The sequence below is a fragment of the Amycolatopsis deserti genome (genome assembly GCF_014653945.1).
In the GTDB taxonomy this organism is placed as follows: domain Bacteria; phylum Actinomycetota; class Actinomycetes; order Mycobacteriales; family Pseudonocardiaceae; genus Amycolatopsis_E; species Amycolatopsis_E deserti.
Genome location: NZ_BNAU01000008.1, coordinates 229931 through 252659, shown reverse-complemented (window position 1 = coordinate 252659; position 22729 = coordinate 229931). Strand labels below are relative to the sequence as shown.

23 protein-coding genes are annotated in these 22729 nt (G+C 71.0%); 11 read left to right on the top strand and 12 right to left on the bottom strand.

Annotated elements, in window-relative coordinates; genetic code table 11:
* The first annotated feature begins 62 nt into the window (after nucleotides 1-62).
* From IE290_RS30420 to IE290_RS30410, 3 genes are read left to right on the top strand one after another with little or no spacing between them, the layout of a single operon-like run.
* Nucleotides 63-1202: an acyl-CoA dehydrogenase family protein gene (locus IE290_RS30420; protein ID WP_191248146.1), complete on the top strand. Its 1140-nt coding sequence runs from the start codon at nucleotides 63-65 to the stop codon at nucleotides 1200-1202.
* Nucleotides 1199-1969: an SDR family oxidoreductase gene (locus tag IE290_RS30415; protein ID WP_191248145.1), complete on the top strand. Its 771-nt coding sequence runs from the start codon at nucleotides 1199-1201 to the stop codon at nucleotides 1967-1969. Before IE290_RS30420 ends, IE290_RS30415 begins: the two co-directional genes overlap by 4 nt.
* A 9-nt stretch (nucleotides 1970-1978) precedes the next feature.
* Nucleotides 1979-3130, top strand: coding sequence for an acetyl-CoA C-acetyltransferase (locus tag IE290_RS30410; RefSeq protein ID WP_191248144.1), 1152 nt, complete (start codon nucleotides 1979-1981; stop codon nucleotides 3128-3130).
* A 328-nt stretch (nucleotides 3131-3458) separates the two neighbouring features.
* Here IE290_RS30410 and IE290_RS30405 read toward each other — a convergent pair whose 3' ends face one another.
* From IE290_RS30405 to IE290_RS30375, 7 genes are read right to left on the bottom strand one after another with little or no spacing between them, the layout of a single operon-like run.
* Nucleotides 3459-4502: an NAD(P)H-dependent flavin oxidoreductase gene (locus IE290_RS30405; RefSeq protein WP_191248254.1), complete on the bottom strand. Its 1044-nt coding sequence runs from the start codon at nucleotides 4500-4502 to the stop codon at nucleotides 3459-3461.
* A gap of 2 nt (nucleotides 4503-4504) precedes the next feature.
* The gene (locus tag IE290_RS30400) at nucleotides 4505-5227 is read right to left on the bottom strand and encodes a CoA-transferase subunit beta (protein ID WP_191248143.1); all 723 of its coding nucleotides are present in this window, start codon (nucleotides 5225-5227) and stop codon (nucleotides 4505-4507) included.
* Entirely contained in the window at nucleotides 5224-6078 is an 855-nt protein-coding gene (locus IE290_RS30395) for a CoA transferase subunit A (protein WP_191248253.1), read from the bottom strand. The genes IE290_RS30400 and IE290_RS30395 overlap by 4 nt, the downstream gene beginning before the upstream one ends.
* Nucleotides 6068-6808, bottom strand: coding sequence for an enoyl-CoA hydratase family protein (locus tag IE290_RS30390; RefSeq protein ID WP_191248141.1), 741 nt, complete (start codon nucleotides 6806-6808; stop codon nucleotides 6068-6070). Before IE290_RS30390 ends, IE290_RS30395 begins: the two co-directional genes overlap by 11 nt.
* Nucleotides 6808-7713 (bottom strand): SDR family oxidoreductase, encoded by a 906-nt coding sequence (locus tag IE290_RS30385; RefSeq protein ID WP_191248139.1) that lies wholly within the window; start codon nucleotides 7711-7713, stop codon nucleotides 6808-6810. Before IE290_RS30385 ends, IE290_RS30390 begins: the two co-directional genes overlap by 1 nt.
* A complete protein-coding gene (locus IE290_RS30380) occupies nucleotides 7710-8471 on the bottom strand; it encodes an SDR family oxidoreductase (RefSeq protein WP_191248137.1) in 762 nt (253 codons plus the stop codon). Before IE290_RS30380 ends, IE290_RS30385 begins: the two co-directional genes overlap by 4 nt.
* 57 nt (nucleotides 8472-8528) lie before the next feature.
* The gene (locus IE290_RS30375; protein WP_191248135.1) at nucleotides 8529-9755 is read right to left on the bottom strand and encodes an MFS transporter; all 1227 of its coding nucleotides are present in this window, start codon (nucleotides 9753-9755) and stop codon (nucleotides 8529-8531) included.
* Nucleotides 9756-9810: 55 nt separating this feature from the next.
* Between IE290_RS30375 and IE290_RS30370 the strand changes: the two genes are divergently transcribed.
* Nucleotides 9811-10524, top strand: a complete 714-nt coding sequence (locus IE290_RS30370) for an ArsR/SmtB family transcription factor (RefSeq protein ID WP_191248133.1) — start codon at nucleotides 9811-9813, stop codon at nucleotides 10522-10524.
* Nucleotides 10525-10756: 232 nt separating this feature from the next.
* On the opposite strand, the gene IE290_RS30365 is transcribed toward IE290_RS30370, so the two are convergent.
* The gene (locus IE290_RS30365) at nucleotides 10757-11068 is read right to left on the bottom strand and encodes a nuclear transport factor 2 family protein (protein WP_229874813.1); all 312 of its coding nucleotides are present in this window, start codon (nucleotides 11066-11068) and stop codon (nucleotides 10757-10759) included.
* Between the two features lie 12 nt (nucleotides 11069-11080).
* Nucleotides 11081-11845 (bottom strand): SDR family oxidoreductase, encoded by a 765-nt coding sequence (locus IE290_RS30360; protein ID WP_191248132.1) that lies wholly within the window; start codon nucleotides 11843-11845, stop codon nucleotides 11081-11083.
* A gap of 64 nt (nucleotides 11846-11909) precedes the next feature.
* Here IE290_RS30360 and IE290_RS30355 point away from each other — a divergent pair, with 64 nt between their 5' ends.
* The 4 genes from IE290_RS30355 (at nucleotide 11910) to IE290_RS30340 (ending at nucleotide 15314) form a co-directional block, all read left to right on the top strand.
* Nucleotides 11910-12725: a MerR family transcriptional regulator gene (locus tag IE290_RS30355; protein ID WP_229874812.1), complete on the top strand. Its 816-nt coding sequence runs from the start codon at nucleotides 11910-11912 to the stop codon at nucleotides 12723-12725.
* A gap of 115 nt (nucleotides 12726-12840) precedes the next feature.
* Nucleotides 12841-13362, top strand: a complete 522-nt coding sequence (gene msrA / locus IE290_RS30350; protein WP_191248130.1) for a peptide-methionine (S)-S-oxide reductase MsrA — start codon at nucleotides 12841-12843, stop codon at nucleotides 13360-13362.
* Between the two features lie 167 nt (nucleotides 13363-13529).
* Nucleotides 13530-14954, top strand: a complete 1425-nt coding sequence (glnA, locus tag IE290_RS30345; RefSeq protein WP_191248129.1) for a type I glutamate--ammonia ligase — start codon at nucleotides 13530-13532, stop codon at nucleotides 14952-14954.
* Nucleotides 14955-15017: 63 nt separating this feature from the next.
* The gene (locus IE290_RS30340) at nucleotides 15018-15314 is read left to right on the top strand and encodes a hypothetical protein (protein ID WP_191248128.1); all 297 of its coding nucleotides are present in this window, start codon (nucleotides 15018-15020) and stop codon (nucleotides 15312-15314) included.
* On the opposite strand, the gene IE290_RS30335 is transcribed toward IE290_RS30340, so the two are convergent.
* Nucleotides 15315-16046, bottom strand: a complete 732-nt coding sequence (locus IE290_RS30335) for a glycosyltransferase family protein (protein ID WP_229874811.1) — start codon at nucleotides 16044-16046, stop codon at nucleotides 15315-15317.
* 173 nt (nucleotides 16047-16219) lie between these two features.
* On the opposite strand from IE290_RS30335, the gene IE290_RS30330 reads away from it, so the two are divergent.
* Nucleotides 16220-16870 carry a cutinase family protein gene (locus IE290_RS30330; protein WP_191248126.1) on the top strand — a complete coding sequence of 217 codons (651 nt, stop codon included), beginning with the start codon at nucleotides 16220-16222 and terminating at the stop codon, nucleotides 16868-16870.
* Between the two features lie 44 nt (nucleotides 16871-16914).
* Here IE290_RS30330 and IE290_RS30325 read toward each other — a convergent pair whose 3' ends face one another.
* Nucleotides 16915-18564, bottom strand: coding sequence for a BCCT family transporter (locus tag IE290_RS30325; RefSeq protein ID WP_191248125.1), 1650 nt, complete (start codon nucleotides 18562-18564; stop codon nucleotides 16915-16917).
* 172 nt (nucleotides 18565-18736) lie between these two features.
* Nucleotides 18737-19894 (bottom strand): aromatic ring-hydroxylating oxygenase subunit alpha, encoded by a 1158-nt coding sequence (locus IE290_RS30320; protein ID WP_191248124.1) that lies wholly within the window; start codon nucleotides 19892-19894, stop codon nucleotides 18737-18739.
* Between the two features lie 307 nt (nucleotides 19895-20201).
* Between IE290_RS30320 and glyA the strand changes: the two genes are divergently transcribed.
* Both glyA and IE290_RS30310 read left to right on the top strand, forming a co-directional pair.
* Nucleotides 20202-21497 carry a serine hydroxymethyltransferase gene (gene glyA, locus IE290_RS30315; RefSeq protein ID WP_229874810.1) on the top strand — a complete coding sequence of 432 codons (1296 nt, stop codon included), beginning with the start codon at nucleotides 20202-20204 and terminating at the stop codon, nucleotides 21495-21497.
* Nucleotides 21494-22729 carry a sarcosine oxidase subunit beta family protein gene (locus IE290_RS30310; protein ID WP_191248123.1) on the top strand — a complete coding sequence of 412 codons (1236 nt, stop codon included), beginning with the start codon at nucleotides 21494-21496 and terminating at the stop codon, nucleotides 22727-22729. Before glyA ends, IE290_RS30310 begins: the two co-directional genes overlap by 4 nt.

Sequence of the window (22729 nt, the reverse complement as noted above, 5' to 3'; positions counted from 1 at the left end):
AAACTAGAACATGTTCTCATTACCCTAGGTGCGTGGGAGGCCCGGCAGCAAGGAGGCGTGCGTTGGAGCTGACGCGGTTCCGCCGTGAGGTCGCGGAGTGGCTGGCGGACAACCTGACCGGTGAGTTCGCGGAGCTGCGTGGTCTGGGCGGGCCGGGGCGGGAGCACGAGGCGTTCGAGCTGCGGTTGGCGTGGGAGCGGCACCTGGCTGGGGCCGGGTGGACGTGTGTGGGCTGGCCGAGCGAGTTCGGCGGGCGTGGGTTGTCGCTGGATGAGCAGGTGGCGTTTCACGAGGAGTATGCGGCGTCGGGGGCGCCGGCGCGGGTGAATCACATCGGGGAGCAGTTGCTGGGGCCGACGTTGATCGCGTTCGGCACGCCGGAGCAGCGGGCGCGGTTCCTGCCGCGGATCGTGGCGGTGGAGGAGCTGTGGTGTCAGGGCTACTCCGAGCCCGGGGCCGGGTCGGATCTGGCGGCGGTGTCCACCTCGGCGGAGCTGCGGGACGGCGAGTGGGTGGTCAACGGCCAGAAGATCTGGACGTCGCTGGCGCACGTGGCGGACTGGTGTTTCGTGGTCGCCCGCACGGAGCGGGGGTCGCAGCGGCATCGGGGGTTGTCGTATCTGCTGGTGCCGTTGCGGCAGGAGGGGGTGACGGTGCGGCCGATCCAGCAGCTGACCGGCACCTCGGAGTTCAACGAGGTGTTCTTCGACGACGCCCGCACCCCGGCTGGCATGGTTGTCGGTGAGCCGGGTGAGGGGTGGCGGATCGCGATGGCCACGCTCGGGTTCGAGCGGGGCGTGTCGACGCTGGGGCAGCAGATCGGGTTCCGCCGCGAGCTGGACGGCATCGAGGCGGAGGCTCGCCGGCTGGGGACGTGGGAGGATCCGTTGCTGCGCGCCGATCTGGAGCGCGCCCGGATCGGTTTGCGGGTGCTGCGGGCGCACGCGTTGCGCACCCTGGGGCAGGCCGCGGGGCCGGAGGTGGCGGTCGGGAAGCTGCTGTGGGCGCAGTGGCACCGCCGCCTGGGCGAGTTGGCGGTGCGGGCGCGGGGCGCGCGGTCGCTGGTGGCCGACGGCGAGCTGGACGAGTGGCAGCGGCTGTTCCTGTTCACCCGGGCCGACACCATCTACGGCGGCTCGGACGAGATCGAACGCAACATCATCGCCGAGCGGGTGCTCGGCCTGCCCAAGGAGGCCCGGTGATCCCCCACTACCCACCCGGACACGACCTGCTCGCCGGCAAAGTCGTGGTGGTCACCGCCGCCGCCGGCACCGGCATCGGCTCCGCGGTCGCGAAACGCTGTCTCGAAGAAGGCGCGCACGTGGTGATCAGCGACTGGCACGAGCGGCGGCTCGCGGAGAAGGCCACCGAGTTGGCGGAGCTGGGCAAGGTGCACGCCATCGCCTGTGACGTCACACGTGAGGACCAGGTGCAGGCGTTGGTGGCGGGCGCGGTGGGGCAGTTCGGCCGCATCGACGTGATGATCAACAACGCCGGGCTCGGCGGGACCCGATCGGTGCTGGAGATGACCGACGACGAGTGGTCCCGGGTCTTGGACATCACGTTGACCGGCACGTTCCGCTGCACCCGGGCGGTGCTGCGGCAGTTCGTCGCCCAAGGTGGCGGTGGGGCGATCGTCAACAACGCCTCGGTGATCGGGTGGCGGGCGCAGGCCGGGCAGGCCCACTACGCCGCCGCCAAAGCCGGGGTGATGGCGTTGACCCGCTGCAGCGCCCTGGATGCCGCCGAGCACGGCGTGCGGATCAACGCCGTCGCCCCCAGCCTGGCCATGCACCCCTTCCTCGCCAAAGTCACCAGCGACGACCTCCTCCACCAGTTGGAGCAGCGAGAGGCGTTCGGTCGCGCCGCCGAACCCTGGGAGGTCGCCAACGTGATGGTGTTCCTCGCCAGCGACTACGCCTCCTATATGACCGGCGAGGTCGTGTCCGTGTCCAGCCAGCACCCCTAGGGAGCCGTTGTGCCCGAAGCCTTTCTCCTCGACGCCGTGCGCACCCCCGTCGGACGGCGTGGTGGCGCGCTGTCCGGGTGGCATTCCGCCGACCTGGGCGCACACATCATCCGGGCGGTGGTGTCACGGGCCGGGGTGGACCCGGACCTGGTCGACGACGTGATCCTCGGCTGCACCGACACCCTCGGCCCCCAATCCGGCAACATCGCCCGCACCGCCTGGCTCGCCGCCGGCTACCCCGACCACGTCCCCGGCGTGACCGTCGACCGGCAATGCGGATCCAGCCAGCAAGCGGTGCACTTCGCCGCCCAAGCCGTGCTATCCGGAACCCAGGACCTGGTGCTCGCGGGCGGGGTGCAGAACATGAGCCGCATCCCCATCAGCGCCGCGATGCTCGCCGGGCGGGAGTACGGGTTCGACGATCCGTTCTCCGGCTCCAAGGGCTGGCAGGAACGGTACGGCAGCGTCGAGGTGTCGCAGTTCCGCTCCGCCGACATGATCGCCGAGCACTGGGACATCACCCGCGAAGCCATGGAAGCCTACGCCCTGCGCAGCCACCGGCGCGCGATCGAGGCCATCGACACCGGCCGATTCACCGCAGAGATCGCCCCCGTCGATGACTTCTCGGTAGACGAGGGCCCGCGCCGGGACACCAGCCTCGAACGCATGCAAGGACTCAAACCCCTCTCCGAGGGCTCCCGGCTCACCGCGGCGGTGGCGAGCCAGATTTCCGACGGCGTCAGCGCCGCCCTGATCGCCTCCGAGTCCTTCGTACGGGAACACGGTTTGACGCCACGCGCCCGGATCCACCACATCTCCGTGCGGGCGGCGGATCCGGTGTGGATGCTCACCGGCCCCATCCCCGCCACCGCCCACGCCCTCCGCAAGACCGGGCTCACCGTGGACGACATCGACCTGTTCGAGGTCAACGAGGCTTTCGCCAGCGTGGTGCTGGCCTGGCTCGACGAAACCGGCGCCGACCCCGACCGCGTCAACGTCAACGGCGGCGGGATCGCCCTGGGCCACCCCATCGGAGCCACCGGCACCAAACTCCTCGCCACCCTGCTGCACGAACTGGAGCGCCGCGGTGGCCGCTACGGCCTGCAAACCATGTGCGAAGGCGGCGGAACCGCCAACGTGACCATCATCGAACGAATCTGATCACGCGTCGGCAGGCGGTGGAGAATTTCCTCCGCCTGGGCGACCGCGCCCTCCACGATGTCGGCCACCGTGGGCAGGTCGTCGATCAGGCCGACCACCTGGCACCGGAGCCCGGAGCACCCCGGCGGAAAACCGCCCCCGCCGAGGCGCGGCGCCCGAAGCCCCTCATCCACCCAAGCGGTGAAGGATCTCCTCCGCCTGGGCGACCGCGCCCTCCACGATCTCGGCCACCGTGGGCAGGTCATCAATCAGGCCGACCACCTGGCACCGGAACCCGGAGCACCCCGGCGGAAAACCGCCCCCGCCGAGGCGCGGCGCCCGAAGCCCCTCATCCACCCAAGCGGTGAAGGATCTCCTCCGCCTGGGCGACCATGCCCTCCACGATCTCGGCCACCGTGGGCAGGTCATCAATCAGGCCGACCACCTGGCCCGAGGCCAGCACTCCGGCGTCGGTGCGGCCTTCGACCAGGCCGGCGCGCAGCAGCATCGGCGTGTTGGCCGCCATCAGGATCTGGCTCCACGTCATCTCGTTGCCGTGCTTCATCGCCAAGCCCTCGCGGACCATCGCGGGCAGCGACAGCCCGGTGATCCGCCGGAACCGCACCGCGTTGCGTGCCGCCTGCACCAGTCCCCGGACGCGGCCCGTCGATTCCAGGCGCTCGACGAGGTCGGTGCGCAGGACGCGGTGCGGGAGGCCGTCCACGCGCCGGGTGACGACAGTGCCGGTGAGCCCCTGGGAGAGGTACACGCGCTTGACCTCCTCCGGCACGGTGCTTTCCTTGCTGAGCAGGAACCGCGTCCCCATCGCCACGCCCGCGGCTCCGTAGGCGAGTGCGGCGGCGAGCCCGCGTCCGTCGAAGAAGCCGCCCGCGGCGACGACGGGGATGTCGACCGCGTCCAGGACCGAGGGCAACAGCAGGGTGGTGGCTACGCCCCCGGTGTGCCCGCCGCCCTCGCCGCCCTGGACGATCACGGCGTCCGCGCCCCAGGCGGCGACCTTTTCCGCGTGCCGGGCCGCCCCCACGGACGGGATCACCACGATCCCGTGGTCCCGCAGCTTCGCGATCATCTCCTTGCGGGGAGCCAACGCGAAGGACGCGACTTTCACGCCCTCCCGGATCAGCAGGTCCACCCGGTCTCCTGCGTCCCTCGCATCCGCGCGGAGGTTGACCCCGAAGGGCTGGTTGGTGCGCTGCTTGACTTCCGCGATGGCGGCTTCGAGTTCGGGAAACGTCATGGTGGCCGACGCCAGGATGCCCAGCCCGCCTGCTTCGGCGGTGGCCGACACCAACCGCGGTCCCGCCACCCAGCCCATTCCGGTCTGCACGACCGGGTGCCGCACCCCGACCAGGCGGGTCAGCGCGGTGTCCAGTGTCATGACGGGACTTCCTTGTCCCGCAGGCCCTTCGGGTCGAGCACCTCGCGGATCAGCCGCAGCTCCTCCTCAGTGGGCTCGCGGCTGGTGAGCGCACTGGAGAGATCGATCTCGAAGCCGCTCGCCGCCGTGACCTCCTCGGGGGCGACCCCGGGGTGCAGTGAGACCGCGCGCATCGAGTGGTCGGGGGTGGCGAAGTCGAACACCCCCAGATTCGTCACCACGCGGTGGACGTCGTGGTATTTCAGTCCGGCTTTGGCGGCGTTGTCGTAGCCCACGCCCGACACGATGTCCACGGACTCGACGAACACGCGGGGGCTGTGGCGGGGGACCCAGTAACTCGTGCGGTGGTTGGCCGTGTTCCCTGGCGCGCCGCGCACGCCGAGGAGCTGCTTCGTCGGGCGGGCGTGGTCGCCGATGGCGGAGATGTTCTGGTTGCCGAACTTGTCGATCTGGTTGGCGCCCATCACCACGTGCCGCCGCCCGTGGGGGACGATCGTGTCGAGCATTTTGCGGAAGGGCTGCCAGCCCTCGATCACGCCGTCGGCGTCGATCAGGTAGGCCTCGCCGTCGGAGAGCAGCAGGTCCGGTTCGAAGGTCAGGCGGGCGAGTTTGGCGCCCAGCGAGGGGATGTAGCCCATCGGGCTCGCGACGATTTCGCCGTCGCCGCGGAAGAGTTCGGCCACCGCCACGACGGCGATCTCGGCCCTGGTCGCGCTCATGCCGCCGCCTCGAATCGATCCACTTCGGACAAGTACCGCGCCTCATCCCCCGACAAGAAGCGATCCACGAACCCCGGCCAGGCGTCCAGGTCCTTCGCGCAAGCCACGTAGTGCTGCTGGAAGCGTTCGTCGCGGCCGTAGTCGGGCACCGCGGTGGTGAAGTGCGCACCGCGCGGCGCCTCCACCACACCGTCCACCGAACCGCGGTTGAGCAACAACGACTGCACCGGCCCAGCCAGCTCCGCCGTCTCCACCACCTTCTCCACCGAGACGAACCGCTTCTTCGCGGCCAGGCAGAACAAGTCATCGAAATACGGATCCGGCCCGAGATACTGCGCATTCCCGCGCGCGTCGGCACGGTTCAAATGCACCAGCGCCACATCCAGTTCCTGCGCGGGCACCGCCACCAGTTCCTCCCCATCGGCATAGGGCGAGCGCACGGTGCGCAGGCCGGGATTCACCCGCATCACCTCCGAACCCAGTCCGGCCCGCAGCGGCAGGAACGGGAGTCGTTGGGCGGCGGCGGACAGGGCGGCGGCGAACATGCCCTCGTCGTACTCGGTCACCTCGATCGCACCGGTCTCCCGGGCGCGACCGAACCACGGGTCGAACGGGATCGAGTCCAGCGTGACGAACCCGAACACCACCCGCTTGACCTTGCCCGCCGCGCACAACAACCCCACATCCGGGCCGCCATAGGACACGACCGTCAGGTCCTTCACCGGCGTGCGCAGCAGGGCACGGATGAGGGCCATCGGCTTGCGGCGCGAGCCCCAGCCGCCGATGCCGATCGTCATGCCGTCCCGGACTTCCGCCGCGACGTCGTCGGCGGTCATGCGCTTATCGGCCATTGAGGAACTCCTCCCGAGCCTCATCCGAGGCGCCCAGCAGGTTCAACTCGAAGGTGAACCCCTGCTCGAACCGGTAACTGCGGTGCACGTGCTGGGTGTCGATACCGTTCAACGCCTCCTTCGCCGCCCGGATCACCCGCGGATCCTTGGCCGCGATGTCCCGCGCCACCGCCAACGCGGCCTCATCCAGCTGTTCACGCGGCACCACCTGGAAGACCGAACCGTGCTGATGCAACTCGGCCGCGGTGATCTGCCGCGCGGTGAAGTAGAGGGTGCGCATCAGGTGTTGCGGCACCAGCCGCGCCAGATGGGTCGCCGCGCCCAGCGCGCCCCGTTCCACCTCGGGCACCCCGAAGGTGGCGTCCTCCGAAGCCACGATCACGTCCGCGTTGCCGACCAGCCCGATCCCCCCGCCCAGGCAGAACCCGTGCACCGCCGCTACCACCGGCACCGCGCAGTCATACACGGCGCCGAACGCGGCGTAGCAGCCCTTGTTCGCCCCCACGAGTGCTTCGTAGCCGGCGGTGCGCTGGATTTCCTTGATGTCCACCCCGGCGTTGAAGCCGCGACCCTCGGCACGCAGCACTACCACGTGCACCTCCGGGTCCTGCCCGGCGCGCGTGATCGCCTCGGCGAGGTCGAACCAGCCCTGCACCGGCAACGCATTCACCGGCGGATAATCCACCGTGACGATCTCGATGCGACCGTCCCGTTTGGTCAGAACCGGCATCAGGACGCTCCATAAACGGGTTCGGGCGCGGGCGCCTCGGCGATCAACTTCTCCACCACCGGGCCCAACTCGGACGGCTCCCACCGGCTGCCTTTGTCCACCGAAGGACCATGGCGCCACGCCTGCGCCAGCGACACCTTCCCGCCCTCCACCTCGAACACCCGGCCCGTCACACCGGCGGATTCCACACTGCCGAGCCACACCACCAACGGTGAGATGTTCTCCGGCGCCATCACATCAAACCCGGAATCGGGCCGGGCCATGGCATCAGCGAACACCTCCTCGGTCATCCGCGTCCGCGCCGACGGAGCGATCGCGTTCACCGTGATGCCGTAGCGGGCCAACTCCGCGGCTGCCACGACCGTCAACCCGGCGATGCCTGCTTTCGCGGCCGAATAGTTGGACTGGCCGACACTGCCCAGCAAGCCGGCACCGGAACTGGTGTTGATCACCCGCGCGCTCGGCATCCGACCCGCCTTCGCCTCGCCGCGCCAGTACTCCGCGGCATGCCGCAGCGGGGCGAAGTGACCCTTGAGGTGCACGCGGATCACCGCGTCCCACTCCTGCTCACCCAGGTTGACCAGCATCCGGTCCCGCACGAACCCCGCGTTGTTCACCAGCACATCCAGACCACCGAAGTGCTCCACCGCGGTGCGCACCAGGTTCCGCGCCCCGGCCCAATCGGCCACGTCGTCGGTGTTCGCCACGGCCTTGCCGCCCAGGGACTCGATTTCAGCCACCACCTGGGCGGCTGGACCGTCGCCCGTGGCGGAGCCATCGAGGGCCACGCCCACGTCGTTGACCACCACCCGCGCACCCTCCGCGGCGAACGCCAGCGCATGCGCCCGCCCGATGCCGCGGCCCGCGCCGGTCACGATCACCACCCGGTCCTGGCACAACGTCATGAACCCTCCCGATCGACATCCGCGGCCGCCTGGTACGCCGGCACCTCACCACCGCCATGCACCTTCAACGTCGCCCCCGACACATAAGAAGCCAGACCCGACGCCAAAAACGCCGCGCACTGCCCGATCTCCTCCGGCTCCGCCAGCCGTCCCAGCGGCACCGTCTTGCCCACCGCCGCCACATCACTGCCGTAGTGCAGACGGGATTGCTCGGTGCGCACCATTCCGACATCCAAGGCATTCACCCGGACTCGAGGCGCCCACTCCACCGCCAAACTGGCCGTCAGGTTGTCCAAGCCCGCCTTCGCCGCGCCATACGCGGCCGTCCCTGGCGACGGGCGGGTCGCGGACACGCTGGAGATCATCACGATCGAACCGCCACCGTCCTGGCGCTGCATCACCGCGTTCGCCTGCTGCGCCACCACCAACGGAGCCAGCAAGTTCAACTGCACGATCTTGTCGTGAAACCGCGGCGACGCCTCCGCAGCAGACGCGAACGGACTCCCACCCGCGTTGTTCACCACCACATCCAGACGACCGTGCTCAGCCACAATCCGACCGATCAACGCCGACACCTGATCCGGATCACGCACATCGCAGGCGATGAAGTCGCCGGCCGGCTCCTCGGGCTCGCGCCGCGCGCAGGTCACCACGCGTGCGCCATACGCCGAGAACACCCGGCTGATCCCCCGCCCCACCCCGCGCACGCCGCCGGTCACCAGCACCACGGCACCGGCCAAGCCCAGATCGGTCTCCACGAACCCAAAACTAGAACATGTTCTCGTCCGGGACAAGGCTGCCGGGCTGGGCGTGGGTCAACCGACAGCAGAACGGGTTTCGATCCGGGTGCGGATCGCCCAGCGGGCGGCCGGGATCGTGCCCAGGCCGGCGGCGAGGAACACCGCGGCCAGCACGAACCAGCCGGGCCGGCCCCACGTGCCGACCAGCAGGGTCATCAGCGCGGGGCTGAGCATCTGCGCGCCGGCCTGGGCCGTGGCGGCGAGGCCCTGGTAGCGGCCGGTCGCGCCGGGCGGGGTGAGGTCGAGCGTGAGCGCCCACTTCGCGGCGATGAACCACAGCTCACCGGCCAGGTGGGCGGCGGTGGCGAGCAGCACCAGCCCGGCGGCCCACGCGCCACCGCCCCCGCCGGTCGCGGCGAACAGCAGGCAGGCGAGCGCCAGGGCGCCGCCCGACCAGGCCGCCCGCGCGGCGCCGCGCCGGGCCCCGGTGCAGCCGCGGCTCGCCACGACCTGCAGCAACGCCACGCCGAGCGAATTGACGATCACGACCACGCCCGCGAGCCCGGCCGGCAGGTGCGTGTTGCGGACCAGCCACAGCGGGAGCGCGGTCGAGACCAGGCCCCAGCACAGGGAGAGCAGGCCGGTCGTGGAGACCACGGTGAGGAACGCGGGATCGGCGAGCAGGGTGCGCGGTTTGCCGGTGCGCGGGACCGGGCGCACCGCGGGCACCCGGGTGAGCAGGGCGGCGTAGATCAGCGAGGTGGCCGCGTCGACGGTGATCAGGACGTGGAACGCGGCCGGACTGCCCAACGTCAGGCAGGCGGCCCCGGCCGCGGCGCCCACGGTGTAGCCGAGGTGGCTGGCGACGCGTTGCCGCGCCAGGTGCGCCACCCGGGTCGCCTCGTCGGCCAGCTGCGCGACGTAGGCGGTGCGGACACCGGCGGTGGCGCGTTCGGCCGTCGTGTTGACCACCGCGACGGCCAGGAACACGGCGACGTGGTGGGCGAACACGAACGCCGCCATCGAGACGCCCTCGATCGCGATCAGGGCGATCAGCAGCTCCCGCGGCCCGATCCGGTCCGCGAGCGCGCCGACCGGTGTCGCCGCGAGCAGGCCCGCGCCGCCGGCGAGCATCAGCCCGAGGCCGACGACCGGGGCGGGCAACCCGGCGACGGTCGTGAAGTAGACCGCCCACGTCGTGTACCAGGCGCCGCCGCCCGCGGTGGTGACCAGCACGCCGAGCGCCATCACCCGGAACGGACCGGGTGGCGAGATCTGGTCGCGCAGGTAGCGTCGCAGCATCACATACATCTATCACGTATCCGTGAAACGTGAAAGTCGATGGTAGGCTGCGGGTGTGACCTCCCTCGGATGGACGAGCGCGGAACAGCCCGTGGTGGCCACGGTGACCGGGCTGGCGCGCGAGCTGGCGGACCCGATCCGGCTGACCGTGCTGCAGCTGCTCGCGCACGAGGGGCCGCACGGCATGACCCAGCTGGCGGACATCCTCGGCGTGACCCCGGCGCGGCTGGGCAACCACCTGGCGAAGCTGCGCCAGGCCGGGCTGGTGGTCACCTCGCAGACCGGGCGGCACGTGACGTACCGCCTGGCGGACCCGGCGATCACCGCGGTACTGGACGCGCTGGCCGACTACGCGGGCGGATCGCTGCCCGTGCCCGGCCCGGCCGCGCCGCCGGAGCGGCTGTGCTACGACCACGCGGCGGGGCGGCTCGGGGTGGCCGTGCTGGACCACCTGCTGGCCGTGGACGCGCTGCGCCGCCGGGCCGACACCGACGAGCTGGAGCTGGGCCCGCGGGCGGCGGAGGTGCTGGACCGGCTGGCGATCGACGCGGCGGAGCTGGCCGGAAGCCGCCGCAAGACCGCGACGAGCTGCCTGGACCGTACGCTGCGCCGGCCGCACCTCGGCGGCGCGCTGGGACACGCGATCCTGACCCGGCTCCGCGCGGAGAACCTGGTGGAGATCGACCAGGACGGCCGGACGCTCACCCTCCGCTCCGGCGCCCCCGCGCGGCTGGCGGAACTGCTGCCTGGCCTGGCCTTCGCTGGGTGAGGCCGCGAGCGGGGACGCTCGGCTGAGGGGGCGGCGCCGAGGGCCCCGCCACAGTCGAACTACTCCCCGGCCTGCCCCCCGGATGACCCCGCGCGGGCACCCACCGCTCGACGCTGGGCCACCCGGCGCCGGCAGCGGGCGATCCCGCAGCACGGTCCGCCGCCCCGGCGCGCCCAGCCGCACCCGCGGGTCCGCAGCCCTGCGGGGCCGGCCGCGCCGCGAAGCCCACCCCTCAGGGTGCGATCGTCAACGCGGCGATCCGCTCCCCGCGCAGCTGGAACCGGTACCGCAGATCCACCTCTCCACCGGGGAAGTCCCCGGACAGGTGCTGCACCACCGTCCACTCCCCCGCACCCTCCTGGGAGAACCCGGTGAGCGTCGCCGTGTAGCGGAACTCCGTCGTGGTCCGGCGGGTCCACGCGCGGATCTCGTCCGGGCCGCGGTAGGTGCGCCCGTCGTCGACCACCACCGCGTCGGTGGTGAAGACGTCCGCGGCCGGGTCGGCGAGGTAGCCGCGCACGGCGGCCGGCAGTGAGTTCATCATCATTCCTCCTGGTCAGACGGTCGGCACCGTGCCGCCGTCGATGGTGTGCTCCGCGCCCGTGATCGCCGACGCCCGGCCGGACACCAGGAACGCCACCAGCTCGGCGACCTCCTCCGGCAGCGCCGGACGGCCCAGCGGGATCCCGCCCAGCGACGCGGTCAGCCGCTCCCACGCGGCCGGCTCGCCGAGCCCCTCGGCGGCCGCCAGCCGGGCGACCAGGGCGTCCGCCGCCGAGGTGCGGATCGCTCCCGGCGAGACCACGTTCACCCGCACCCCGCGCGGCGCCAGCTCCTTCGCCAGCCCCTTGCTGTACGTGGTGAGCGCGGCCTTCGCGGCGGCGTACCCGAGCGTGGCTTCGAACAACGGCAACCGCCGCTGGATGGACGACACGTGGACGACCGCCCCGCCGGCCGCCATGTCCGGCAGCAGCGCCCGGTCCAGGCGGACGGCGGCCAGCAGGTTGAGGTCGAGCTCGTCGCGCCAGTGCCGGTCGGTCAGCGCGGCGAACCCGCCGCCCGGCGCGGACGACCCGCCCACGGTGTGCACCAGGACGTCCAGCGCGCCGAACCGCTCCCGCACCTCGCGCACGATCGTGTCCACACCGCCGGCCTGCGTCACATCGGCGGTGACGAACGGGCCGTCGGTGCCGTCCGGGCGGGAGCGGGCGGTGGCCAGCACGGTGGCGCCGGCGGCGCGCAGCCGGGCGACGACGGCCGCACCGGTGCCCCGCCCGCCACCGGTCACCAGGGCGCGCCGCCCTTCGAGGGAATCGTTCATGCCTGTCACGGTCCGCCCTGCCGGCGCGGGAGGGTCAAGCGCTGGACCCTCCCGCGGGGAGAGGGTGCAGAATCCGCTCGTGCTGTCCATCGGCGAGTTCTCCCGGCTGACCCACCTGAGCATCCGCACGCTGCGCCGCTACCACGACGCCGGGCTGCTCGAGCCGGCCCGCGTCGACCCCGCCACCGGCTACCGCTACTACGACGCCACGCAGATCCCGGCCGCGCAGGTGATCCACCGGCTGCGGGAGCTCGACGTGCCGCTGCCGGAGGTCCGCCGCATCCTCGCCACGCCCGACCCGGACGCCAGGGCACTGCTGGTGGGCGAGCACCTGCGGCGGCTGGAGGACCAGCTGGAACGCACCCGCGCGGCGGTCACCTCCCTGCGGCGGCTGCTCACCCCGGAACCCGGGGAGCTGGCGGTCGAGCTGCGCCGCGTCCCGGCCACGACGGTCGCGGCGGTGGAGGCGATCGTCGGGGAGGCGGACGTCCACGGCTGGTACGCGGGCGCGATGGCCGAGCTGGACGCGCTCGTGCCGGACCCGGCCGGACCGCCCGGCGGCCTGTACGACAACGCGCTGTTCACCCACGGACGCGGCCGGATGCTGGTCTACCTGCCGGTGGCGGACCCGCCCGCACCGGCCGGGCGGGTGCGGATGGTGACCCTGCCGGCGGTGGAACTCGCGGTCACCACCCACCCAGGCGAGCATGACACGATCGACGTCACCTACGGTGAGCTGGGCCGGTGGGTGGTGGAGCACGCGCTCGCCGTGGCCGGCCCGGTGCGGGAGGTGTACCTCACGGGGCCGCGGGACACCCCGGATCCGGGCACGTGGCGGACCGAGATCGGCTGGCCGGTCTTCCGCGTCGCCCCCGCGTGAGGCGTCCACAGAGGACGCCCGGTGGGCGGGCGCCCGGCGCGGAATACTGGACCGGCACCCGGGGTTGACCGGGGGCGAGCCGGACTACGGACCACACGGTGAGAGGTGATGCGAGATGCGGACGTTCGTGCTGGCCGGCGGGTGCTTCTGGTGCCTGGACGCGGTCTACCGGACGCTGCGCGGGGTGCAGGACGTGGTGTCCGGCTACACCGGCGGCGACACGGCCCAGCCCTCGTACGAGCAGGTGTGCACGGGACGCACCGGGCACGCGGAGGCGGTCGCGGTGACGTTCGACGAGAAGGTCATCCCGGCGGAGGTCATCCTCGACGTCTTCTTCACCCTGCACGACCCGCGGCAGCTCAACCGCCAGGGCGCCGACGTCGGCACGCAGTACCGCTCGGCGATGTTCCCCGCCGACGACCAGCAGCACGCCGAGTTCGAGGCCGCCATCAAGCGCGCGGGCGACTGGTGGGACGGCGAGATCGTGACGACGCTGGAGCCGCTGGGCGAGTTCTACCGGGCCGAGGAGTACCACCAGGACTTCTTCGCCAAGAACCCCGGCCAGGGCTACTGCCTCGCGGTCGCGCTGCCGAAGGTGAACAAGGTGCGCCAGTCCTTCGCGCAGTACGTGATCTGACATCCGGGTCCCGGTCTCGTTGTCCGCGGGGGCGACCGAGGCCGGGATGCCGTCGTGCCGGATGACCAGCGAGACCCGGAACCGCCCGCCCCGCATCACCCGTTGAACCTCCTCCGCGACGCGAGGACTCTGAGACGCGACGGCCGCGACGGCAAAGGAGTCCCGCCATGTTCGCCAACGCAGAAGAGGTCCTGCGGTACATCGCCGACGAGAACGTGGAGTTCGTCGACGTCCGGTTCTGCGACCTGCCCGGCATCATGCAGCACTTCACGGTGCCGGCCCGGGCCTTCGACGCCGACGCCTTCGAGGAGGGCGTGGCCTTCGACGGCTCGTCGGTGCGCGGGTTCCAGTCCATCCACGAGTCGGACATGCTGCTGCTGCCCGACCCCTACACAGCCCGCGTCGACCCGTTCCGCGCGGAGAAGACGCTGATGATGAACTTCTTCGTGCACGACCCGTTCACCCGCGAGTCCTACAGCCGGGACCCGCGCAACATCGCCCGCAAGGCCGAGGAGTACATCAGCGAGTCGACCATCGCCGACCGCGCGTTCTTCGGACCCGAGGCGGAGTTCTACATCTTCGACTCGGTGCGCTTCGGCAATGTGGAGAACACCGCGTTCTACGAGGTCGACTCGGTGGAGGGCTGGTGGAACACCGGCCGCGAGGAGGCGGACGGCAACCTCGGCTACAAGACCCCGTTCAAGGCCGGCTACTTCCCGGTGTCGCCGCGCGACCACTTCGCCGACCTGCGCGACCAGATGGTCCGCAACCTGGAGGGCGTGGGCATCGAGGTGGAAAAGGCGCACCACGAGGTCGGCAGCGGCGGCCAGGCCGAGATCAACTACCGGTTCAACACGCTGCTGCACGCGGCGGACGACCTGCAGCTGTTCAAGTACGTCGTGAAGAACACCGCGTGGAAGCAGGGCAAGACGGTGACCTTCATGCCGAAGCCGCTGTACAACGACAACGGCTCGGGCATGCACTGCCACCAGTCGCTGTGGGACGAGAACGGGCCGCTGTTCTACGACGAGACGGGCTACGGCGGGCTGTCCGACCTCGCGCGGCACTACGTCGGCGGGATCCTGCACCACGCGCCGAGCCTGCTCGCGTTCACCAACCCGACGGCGAACTCCTACCACCGGCTCGTGCCGGGATTCGAGGCGCCGATCAACCTGGTGTACTCGCAGCGGAACCGGTCGGCGTGCGTGCGCATCCCGGTGACGGGCTCGTCGCCGAAGGCCAAGCGCATCGAGTTCCGCTGCCCGGACTCGTCGGGCAACCCGTACCTGGCGTTCTCCGCGATGCTGATGGCCGGGCTGGACGGGGTGCGCAACAAGCTGGAGCCGCCGTCGCCGATCGACAAGGACCTCTACGAGCTGCCGCCGGAGGAGGCGCGTGACGTGGCGCAGGTCCCGGCGTCCCTGGAGGCGGTGATCGACCGGCTCGAGGCCGACCACGAGTTCCTGCTCGCGGGCGGCGTCTTCACCGAGGACGTGATCGAGACGTGGATCGCCTTCAAGCGGGAGACGGAGATCGACCCGCTCCGGCTGCGCCCCCACCCGTACGAGTTCGCGCTCACCTACGACGTGTAGGTATTGACCCCGCGGTGCACGCGGACGGACGATGACCCCTCCCGGGCCGGAAAGGAGCGGGACATGACTTTCGTCCAGGTCATCGAGTACAAGACCACGCACCCGGAACAGATCAACGACATGGTGGACCGCTGGCTGGCCGAGACGCAGGGCAAGCGCACGGCCACCCACGCGGTGCTGATGAGCGACCGGGAGCACCCGGGCACCTACATGGAGTTCGTCGAGTTCCCGTCCTACGAGGACGCGATGCGCAACTCGCAGATGCCGGAAACCGACCGGTTGGCGAAGGAGATGATGGAGCTCTGTGACGGCGAACCGGTCTTCCACAACCTGGACGTGATGCGCGACGAACGGCTCTGACTAGGCCGCGTCCCGGGCGGACCGCCAGCGCCAGCCGGATCGCCGCAGCGTCTCCGCCCGGGACAGCACGCTCTCCATCCGTGCCGCGTCCTCGGCCTTGTCCCAGTAACGGTCGGCGGCCGTCGTCTGGGCGTCGTGCTTGCGGTAGAGCACGCTGGGCTCGGCGATGAACTCCCCCGGCGCCACCGCCTCCGCCGCCAGCAGCAGCCCGACGGTCTCCGCGCCGGTCAGCGCCGGCCACCCGCCCAGGGCGCGGACCAGGTCCGTGTGCGCGGCGAAGGTGTTGGCCTGCACGGACAACCGGTCGTCGACCTGCTCGGCGTAGAACCGGCCGGGCGCCACCGGCCCGGCGGGCGGGTCGTAGGGGCCGGGGCGCGTCGAGCCGTCCGGCAGCAGGTCGAGGCACGCCGAGGTGCACCACGCCACCCGGCGCAACGCGTCGATGTCGCGGGCCAGGGCGCCGGGCAGCAGGACGTCGTCGGCGTCCAGGGTGCGCACCACCGAGCCGGTCGCGCGGGCGAGCGCCATCGTCCGGGCCACCGCCGCGCGGCCGGGCAGCCCCGACCCGGGCAACACCCGGTCGTCGCGCGGCAGGGCGTCGAGCACGCCGCTGTCGCCGTCCTCCTGCACGCACCACTCCCACTCCCACCCGGCCGGGAGGTCCTGGTCCCGCAGCGAGGCGTAGGCCTGCCGCAGGAAGTGGTGTCCCCCGCGGTGGACGGCCGTGATCACGCTGACCTTCGGCAACGCATCCCCCAGATCGCAACGATGTCCGTGACCATCAAACCAGGTCACGTCGCGGCCGATGAAATCCGCGTGACTCGCACCCCGCGGCCGTTTCATCGCTTTTTCATCGCCGCTGCCTACCGTTCGCCGGGATTGTCCGGATGAACTGGGAGGGTTCGATGAAGAAGATCGCGGCAGTGCTGACCGGTCTGGCGGTCGCGGCGGGGGCCTACCTGGTGGCCTCACCCGTCGCGCAGGCTGCTCCGTGCGAGGGGACCTACACGATCGTCGTCGGCGGGACCGGGGACAACGACTCCGACGACCCGTACTGGCAGGGCGGCGTCAGCCAGCGCGTCGGCTATCCGGCCATCCCGATCGGGTTCAACGCGCGCCAGGGCGTCAACGAGCTGAACCGGCTGATCCGCGACCAGCGCAACGTCTGCCCGGGCCAGCACGTCAAGGCCGTCGGGTTCTCGCTCGGCGCCGCCGTCGTGCACACCTGGGTGACCGAGAACTGGCCGACCATCGACGACGTCAACGCCGTCCTGATCGCCGACCCCAAGCGGGCGGCCGGCCCGGGCAACGCCGGCGCCGCGGCGCACCCGTTGGTCGCCCCGGTCGTCGGCGCACCACTCGCCGGCGCGGACGACTTCTTCGGCGACATCCCGACCCTGACGCTGTGCACCGACGACATCATCTGCGACGCCAACGCGGCCTCCGGCCTGCCCGGCTACCTGTGGGAAAACCGCCACGGCAACTACAACTTCAACGTCGACGTCTACTCCGACGACGCGAGCGGACAGTGGTTCAACGGGGTCTACGTCCCCTGACCGGGACGTGCCCAGGGGCGCCCGCCGGTGCGGGCGCCCCCTCCTCACTCCACCTTTTCCGTCGGGGCGCGGCCGTTTCCGGTCGGCCCTGCCTCGTTCACCGGGGCCACCTGCAGGCAGAAGTCGCCGTCGTAGTGACGGTTTCCGGTCAGCACCGCCTGCTCCACGATCTCCGCGCTCTTCTCCTCCCGCCGGATCATCGGGTCGCTGCGCAGGTCCTTCGCCAGCGCCACGCACAGCACCACCATCACCAGTGCGAACGGCGCCGCCGCGATGATCGTCAGGTTCTGCAACCCGGTCAGCGCCTCGTCACCGCCGCCGCCGACCAGCAGCATCACCGCGGCCACCCCACCGGTCGCCACGCCCCAGAACACCACCAGCCAGCGCTTCGGCTCGATCGCGCCGCGTTGCGACATCGACCCCATCACCAGCGACGCGGCGTCCGCCCCGGAGACGAAGAAGATCGCCACCAGCACCATCACCACCACGCTCGCCACGGCGGCCAGCGGGAACTGGTCGAGCACCCCGAACATCTGCGACTGGGCGCTGCCCGCGCTCGCCAGATCGGCGCCGCCACGCTGCAGCGTGATCGCGGTACCGCCCATGATGCTGAACCACACCAGGCTCACCACGGACGGAACGAGGATCACGCCGACCACGAACTGCTTGATCGTCCGGCCGCGGCTGATCCGCGCGATGAACATGCCCACGAACGGCGTCCACGAGATCCACCACGCCCAGTAGAAGATCGTCCACGAGGACAGCCAGCTCTCCATGTTCGCGCCGCCTGAGGCGCCCGACCGCGAGATCATCTCGCCCATCTCGCGGAAGTAGTCGCCGACCGCCGAGGGCACCAGGTTCAGGATGAAGATCGTCGGCCCGACCACGAAGACGAACACGGCGAGCACGGCCGCCAGCACCATGTTGATGTTGGACAGCCACTGGATGCCCTTGGCGACCCCGGACACCGCCGAGGCCACGAACGCCACCGTCAGCACCGCGATCACGCCGATGAGCAGGCCGGTACCCGGGTTGTCCGACAGCCAGCCGCGCTGCACCATCCCGCTGCCGATCTGCAGCGCGCCCAGCCCGAGCGACGCGGCCGACCCGAACAACGTCGCGAAGATCGCCAGGATGTCGATCAGCCTGCCCAGCGGGCCCTCACTCACCCGCTCGCCGAACAGCGGCGCGAACGCGGAGCTGATCAGCTGCTTGCGGCCGCGCCGGAAGGTGCCGTAGGCGATGGCGAGCCCGACGACCGCGTACATCGACCACGGGTGGATGGCCCAGTGGAACAACGACGTGGCCATCGCGGTCTCCACCGCGGCGTCGGTGCTGCCCGCGACCGTGCCCGGCGGCGGCTCCACGAAGTGCGACAACGGTTCGGCCACCCCGTAGAACATCAGCCCGATGCCCATGCCGGCGCTGAACATCATCGCGATCCACGAGATCGTGCGGAACTCCGGCCGCTCGCCGTCGTGGCCGAGCGGGATCTTGCCGTACCGGCTGAACGCCAGCCAGATCGCGAACAGGACGAACCCGGTCGCGGCGAGCAGGAACGCCCAGCCGGTGTTGCGGATCAGCCAGTCCAGCACCCCGGCGGACACGCTGGACAGGCTGTCGGTGGCGAACACACCCCAGCCCAGGAACGCCGCCGCGACCACCGCCGCGACGACGAACACCACGCGATCCATCCCGCCGCGCGACTGAGGTTCCGCCGGTTCGGGTTCCGCCGGTTTGGGTTCCGCGGCCCGGGGTTCCGCGGGTTGCCGGGTCGTTGCTTCCTCACCGGGCACGACGCTCACCGCCTCTTGCTCGAGTTGGTTGTCCGGTTGCCCCCCTGCGCTCCGCGAGATGGTCACCGCGTCACCGCCCGCCGGCCAATGTCCGTTCGACCCACTGGTGGAACTCGCCGATGTGGTGTTCGGAGGGCACCAGGACCCCGCCCTGGGCGTAGGCGCGCGAGGACATCGCGGGCTGGCAGCGCTCGCAGGCGTCGAAGTCCTGCTGGTTCACGCGGTGGAACAGCTCGACCGAGTGTGACACGTCGCGGCCGGACTCCACCACTTCGCGGTCGTAGAGCCAGTCGCATTCGACGATCGTGCGGTCGGCGGCCATCGGGAACATCCGGTGGATGATCACGTGGTCGGGCACCAGGTTGACGAACACCTGCGGCCGGACGGTGATCGCGTAGTACCGGCGGTCCTGGTGCTCGTCCACCCCGCCGAGCCGGCCGAACCCGGGGCTGCCGTCCACGGTGAACCCGCTGACCTCCTCGCCGAACTCCGCGCCGTGGCCGACGTAGTACTGCGCGGCGTACCCGTCGGCGAACTCCGGCAGCACCTCGGTCAGCTCGGGGTGGATCGTCGCGCAGTGGTAGCACTCCATGAAGTTCTCGATGATGAGCTTCCAGTTGGCCTTGACGTCGTAGGTGATGCGCCTGCCCAGGGCCAGCTGGTCGATGCCGTAGTTGCCGATCGCGTCGAGCTCGCCGAGCCGTCCGGCCACGTCCGCCTGCACCGTCTCCTCGAACGAAGGCGGCTCCGGCGCCAGGCACAGCCATGCGTAGCCGAGCCACTCCCGCAGGTGCACCGGCTTGAGGCCGTACTCGGTGCGGTCGATGTCCGGCATCGAGGTCAGGTTCGGCGCCGCGACGAGCTTGCCGTCCAGGCCGTAGGTCCACGCGTGGTAGGGGCACTGGAAGTTCCGCTTGACCGTGCCGGTCTCCTCCACGCACAGGCGCGCACCGCGGTGGCGGCAGATGTTGAGGAAGGCTCGCAGGGCGCCGTCGCGCGACCGGGTCACCACCACGCTCTCGCGGCCGACCTGGACGGTGCGGAAGTTGCCGGGTTCCGGCAGGTCGGCGCCGCGCACCGCGCAGAACCACATCTGCTCGAAGATCTTTTCCTGTTCCAGCGCGAAGATCGTCTCGTCGGTGTAGGTGATCCCGGCGAGCGTGGGGATCAGGCTCGACGGGAGCCCGGACTGGTCGGCGGCCGGCACGGCGGTGGTGTTCTCGGTCAACGAACGCTCCGTGGTGGTGTGAGTGACCGGGGACTGGTTGTTGCTTCTTGCGCAACACCTGCGTGATATGCAACTGCGATGCGCACCACAGTGCGGCTTGCCCGCCGGTTCTGTCAAGACCTGAACGCGCGGCGGCGCGGAGTTTGCGAACCGGAAACATGAACGGCCAAATGCCTGGCAGACAAGGAACTCACGGGTAACAACAGGTTCCCCGGAATCGGCTCTTGACCCCGCCGGAAGCCGCCCGTAGCGTGACCGCCAGTTGATATATCAGTCCGCGAACAGAGGTATGAGACCGGGAGGCAGCATGTCGGTGGCCATCGGCCGCGCTGGCGCACTCAGCCCCCAGCGCGTGCTCGGGCGTTCCCTGCTCCAGACCGACCCGGAGGTGCACGCGGCGATCGGGCGCGAGCTCGGCCGCCAGCGGGACACCCTGGAGATGATCGCGAGCGAGAACTTCGCGCCGCTGGCGGTGATGCAGGCGCAGGGCTCGGTGCTGACCAACAAGTACGCCGAGGGCTACGCCGGCCGCCGCTACTACGGCGGCTGCGAGCACGTCGACGAGATCGAGACGCTGGCGATCGACCGGCTCAAGGCCCTGTTCGGCGCCGAGTACGCCAACGTGCAGCCGCACTCCGGCGCGCAGGCCAACGCCGCCGCCATGGCCGCGCTGCTGGAACCCGGGGACACGATCCTCGGCCTGGACCTGGCGCACGGCGGCCACCTGACGCACGGCATGAAGCTCAACTTCTCCGGCCGCCTCTACGACGTCGCCGCCTACCACGTGCGCGCCGACGACCACCGGGTGGACATGGACGAGGTCGAGCGGCTGGCGAGGCAACGCCGGCCGAAGCTGATCGTGGCCGGCTGGTCGGCCTACCCGCGGCACCTGGACTTCGCCGCGTTCCGCCGGATCGCCGACGAGGTCGGCGCCTACCTGATGGTCGACATGGCCCACTTCGCCGGGCTGGTCGCGGCGGGCCTGCACCCCTCCCCCGTGCCGCACGCGCACGTGGTCACCTCGACCACGCACAAGACCCTCGGCGGCCCGCGCGGCGGCGTGATCCTGGCCGAGGGCGCGCTGGCGAAGAAGCTCAACAGCAGCGTGTTCCCCGGCCAGCAGGGCGGGCCGCTGGAGCACGTGATCGCCGGCAAGGCGGTGGCGTTCAAGCTGGCCGCCGAGCCGGAGTTCCGGGAGCGCCAGGAGCGCACGCTGGAGGGCGCGAAGATCCTGGCCGACCGCTTCCTGCGGGAGAGCGGCATCGGGGTGCTGACCGGCGGCACCGACGTGCACCTGGTGCTGGCCGACCTGCGCGAGTCCGAATTGGACGGGAAGCAGGCCGAGGACCGGCTGCACGAAGTGGGGATCACGGTCAACCGCAACGCGGTCCCGTTCGACCCGCGCCCGCCGATGATCAGCTCCGGACTGCGGTTCGGCACGCCCGCGCTGGCCGCCCGCGGGTTCGGGCCCGACGACTTCGCCGAGGTCGCCGACATCGCCGCGCTGGCACTGCGCCCGGACGCCTCCGCCCTGGACAAGCTCGCCGCCCGCGTCGCCGACCTCACCGCCCGCCACCCCCTCTACCCGGAGCTGACGGCATGACTCCCACCCAGCCGCCGGGCGCGCACCTGCCCGACCACCCGGACTTCCTCTGGCGCAACCCGGAACCCAAGCGCAGCTACGACGTCGTGATCGTGGGCGGCGGCGGGCACGGCTTGGCCACCGCGCACTACCTCGCGCGCAACCACGGCATCACCAACGTCGCCGTGCTGGAGCGCGGCTGGCTGGCCGGCGGGAACATGGCCCGCAACACCACGCTGATCCGCTCCAACTACCTGTGGGACGAATCCGCGGCGATCTACGAGCACGCCCTCAAGCTGTGGGAGGGCCTCGAGGACGACCTGGGCTACCCGATCCTGTTCTCCCAGCGCGGCGTGCTGAACCTGGCGCACACCGAGCAGGACGTGCGCGACAGCGTGCGCCGGGTGGAGGCGAACAAGCTCAACGGCATCGACGCCGAATGGCTCTCCCCGGACGAGGTCGCCAAGGTCTGCCCGATCGTCAACGTCTCCGGCGACATCCGGTACCCGGTGCTGGGCGCGACCTACCAGCCGCGCGCGGGCATCGCCAAGCACGACTACGTCGCCTGGGGGTTCGCCCGCCGGGCCGACGAGGCCGGGATCGACCTGATCCAGGACTGCGAGGTCACCGGGTTCACTGTGGACGGTGACCGGGTCACCGGGGTCCGGACCAGCCGCGGCGACATCGGGTGCGGCACGGTCGCCCTGTGCGCGGCCGGGCACACCTCGGTGCTGCTGGACGAGCTGGGTGTGCGCGCACCGCTGCAGTCCCACCCGCTGCAGGCACTGGTGTCGGAACTGCTCGAACCGGTGCACCCGACGATCGTGATGTCCAACGCCGTGCACGTCTACGTTTCCCAGGCCCACAAGGGCGAACTGGTGATGGGCGCCGGCGTGGACTCCTACAACGGGTACGGCCAGCGCGGCGCCTTCCACATCATCGAGCGGCAGATGGCCGCCGCGGTGGAGCTGTTCCCCGTGTTCGCGCGGGCGCACCTGCTGCGCAGCTGGGCCGGGATCGTCGACGTCACGCCGGACGCCTCGCCGATCGTCGGCCGCACGCCCTTCGACAACGTCTACCTCAACTGCGGCTGGGGCACCGGCGGTTTCAAGGCCACCCCGGGCCTGGGCTGGTGCCTGGCCGACACGATCGCCAACGGCGAGCCGCACCCGTACGTGGCGCCGTTCGGCCTGGACCGCTTCGTCACCGGCGCGCTCGTCGACGAGCACGGCGCCGCCGCCGTCGCCCACTAG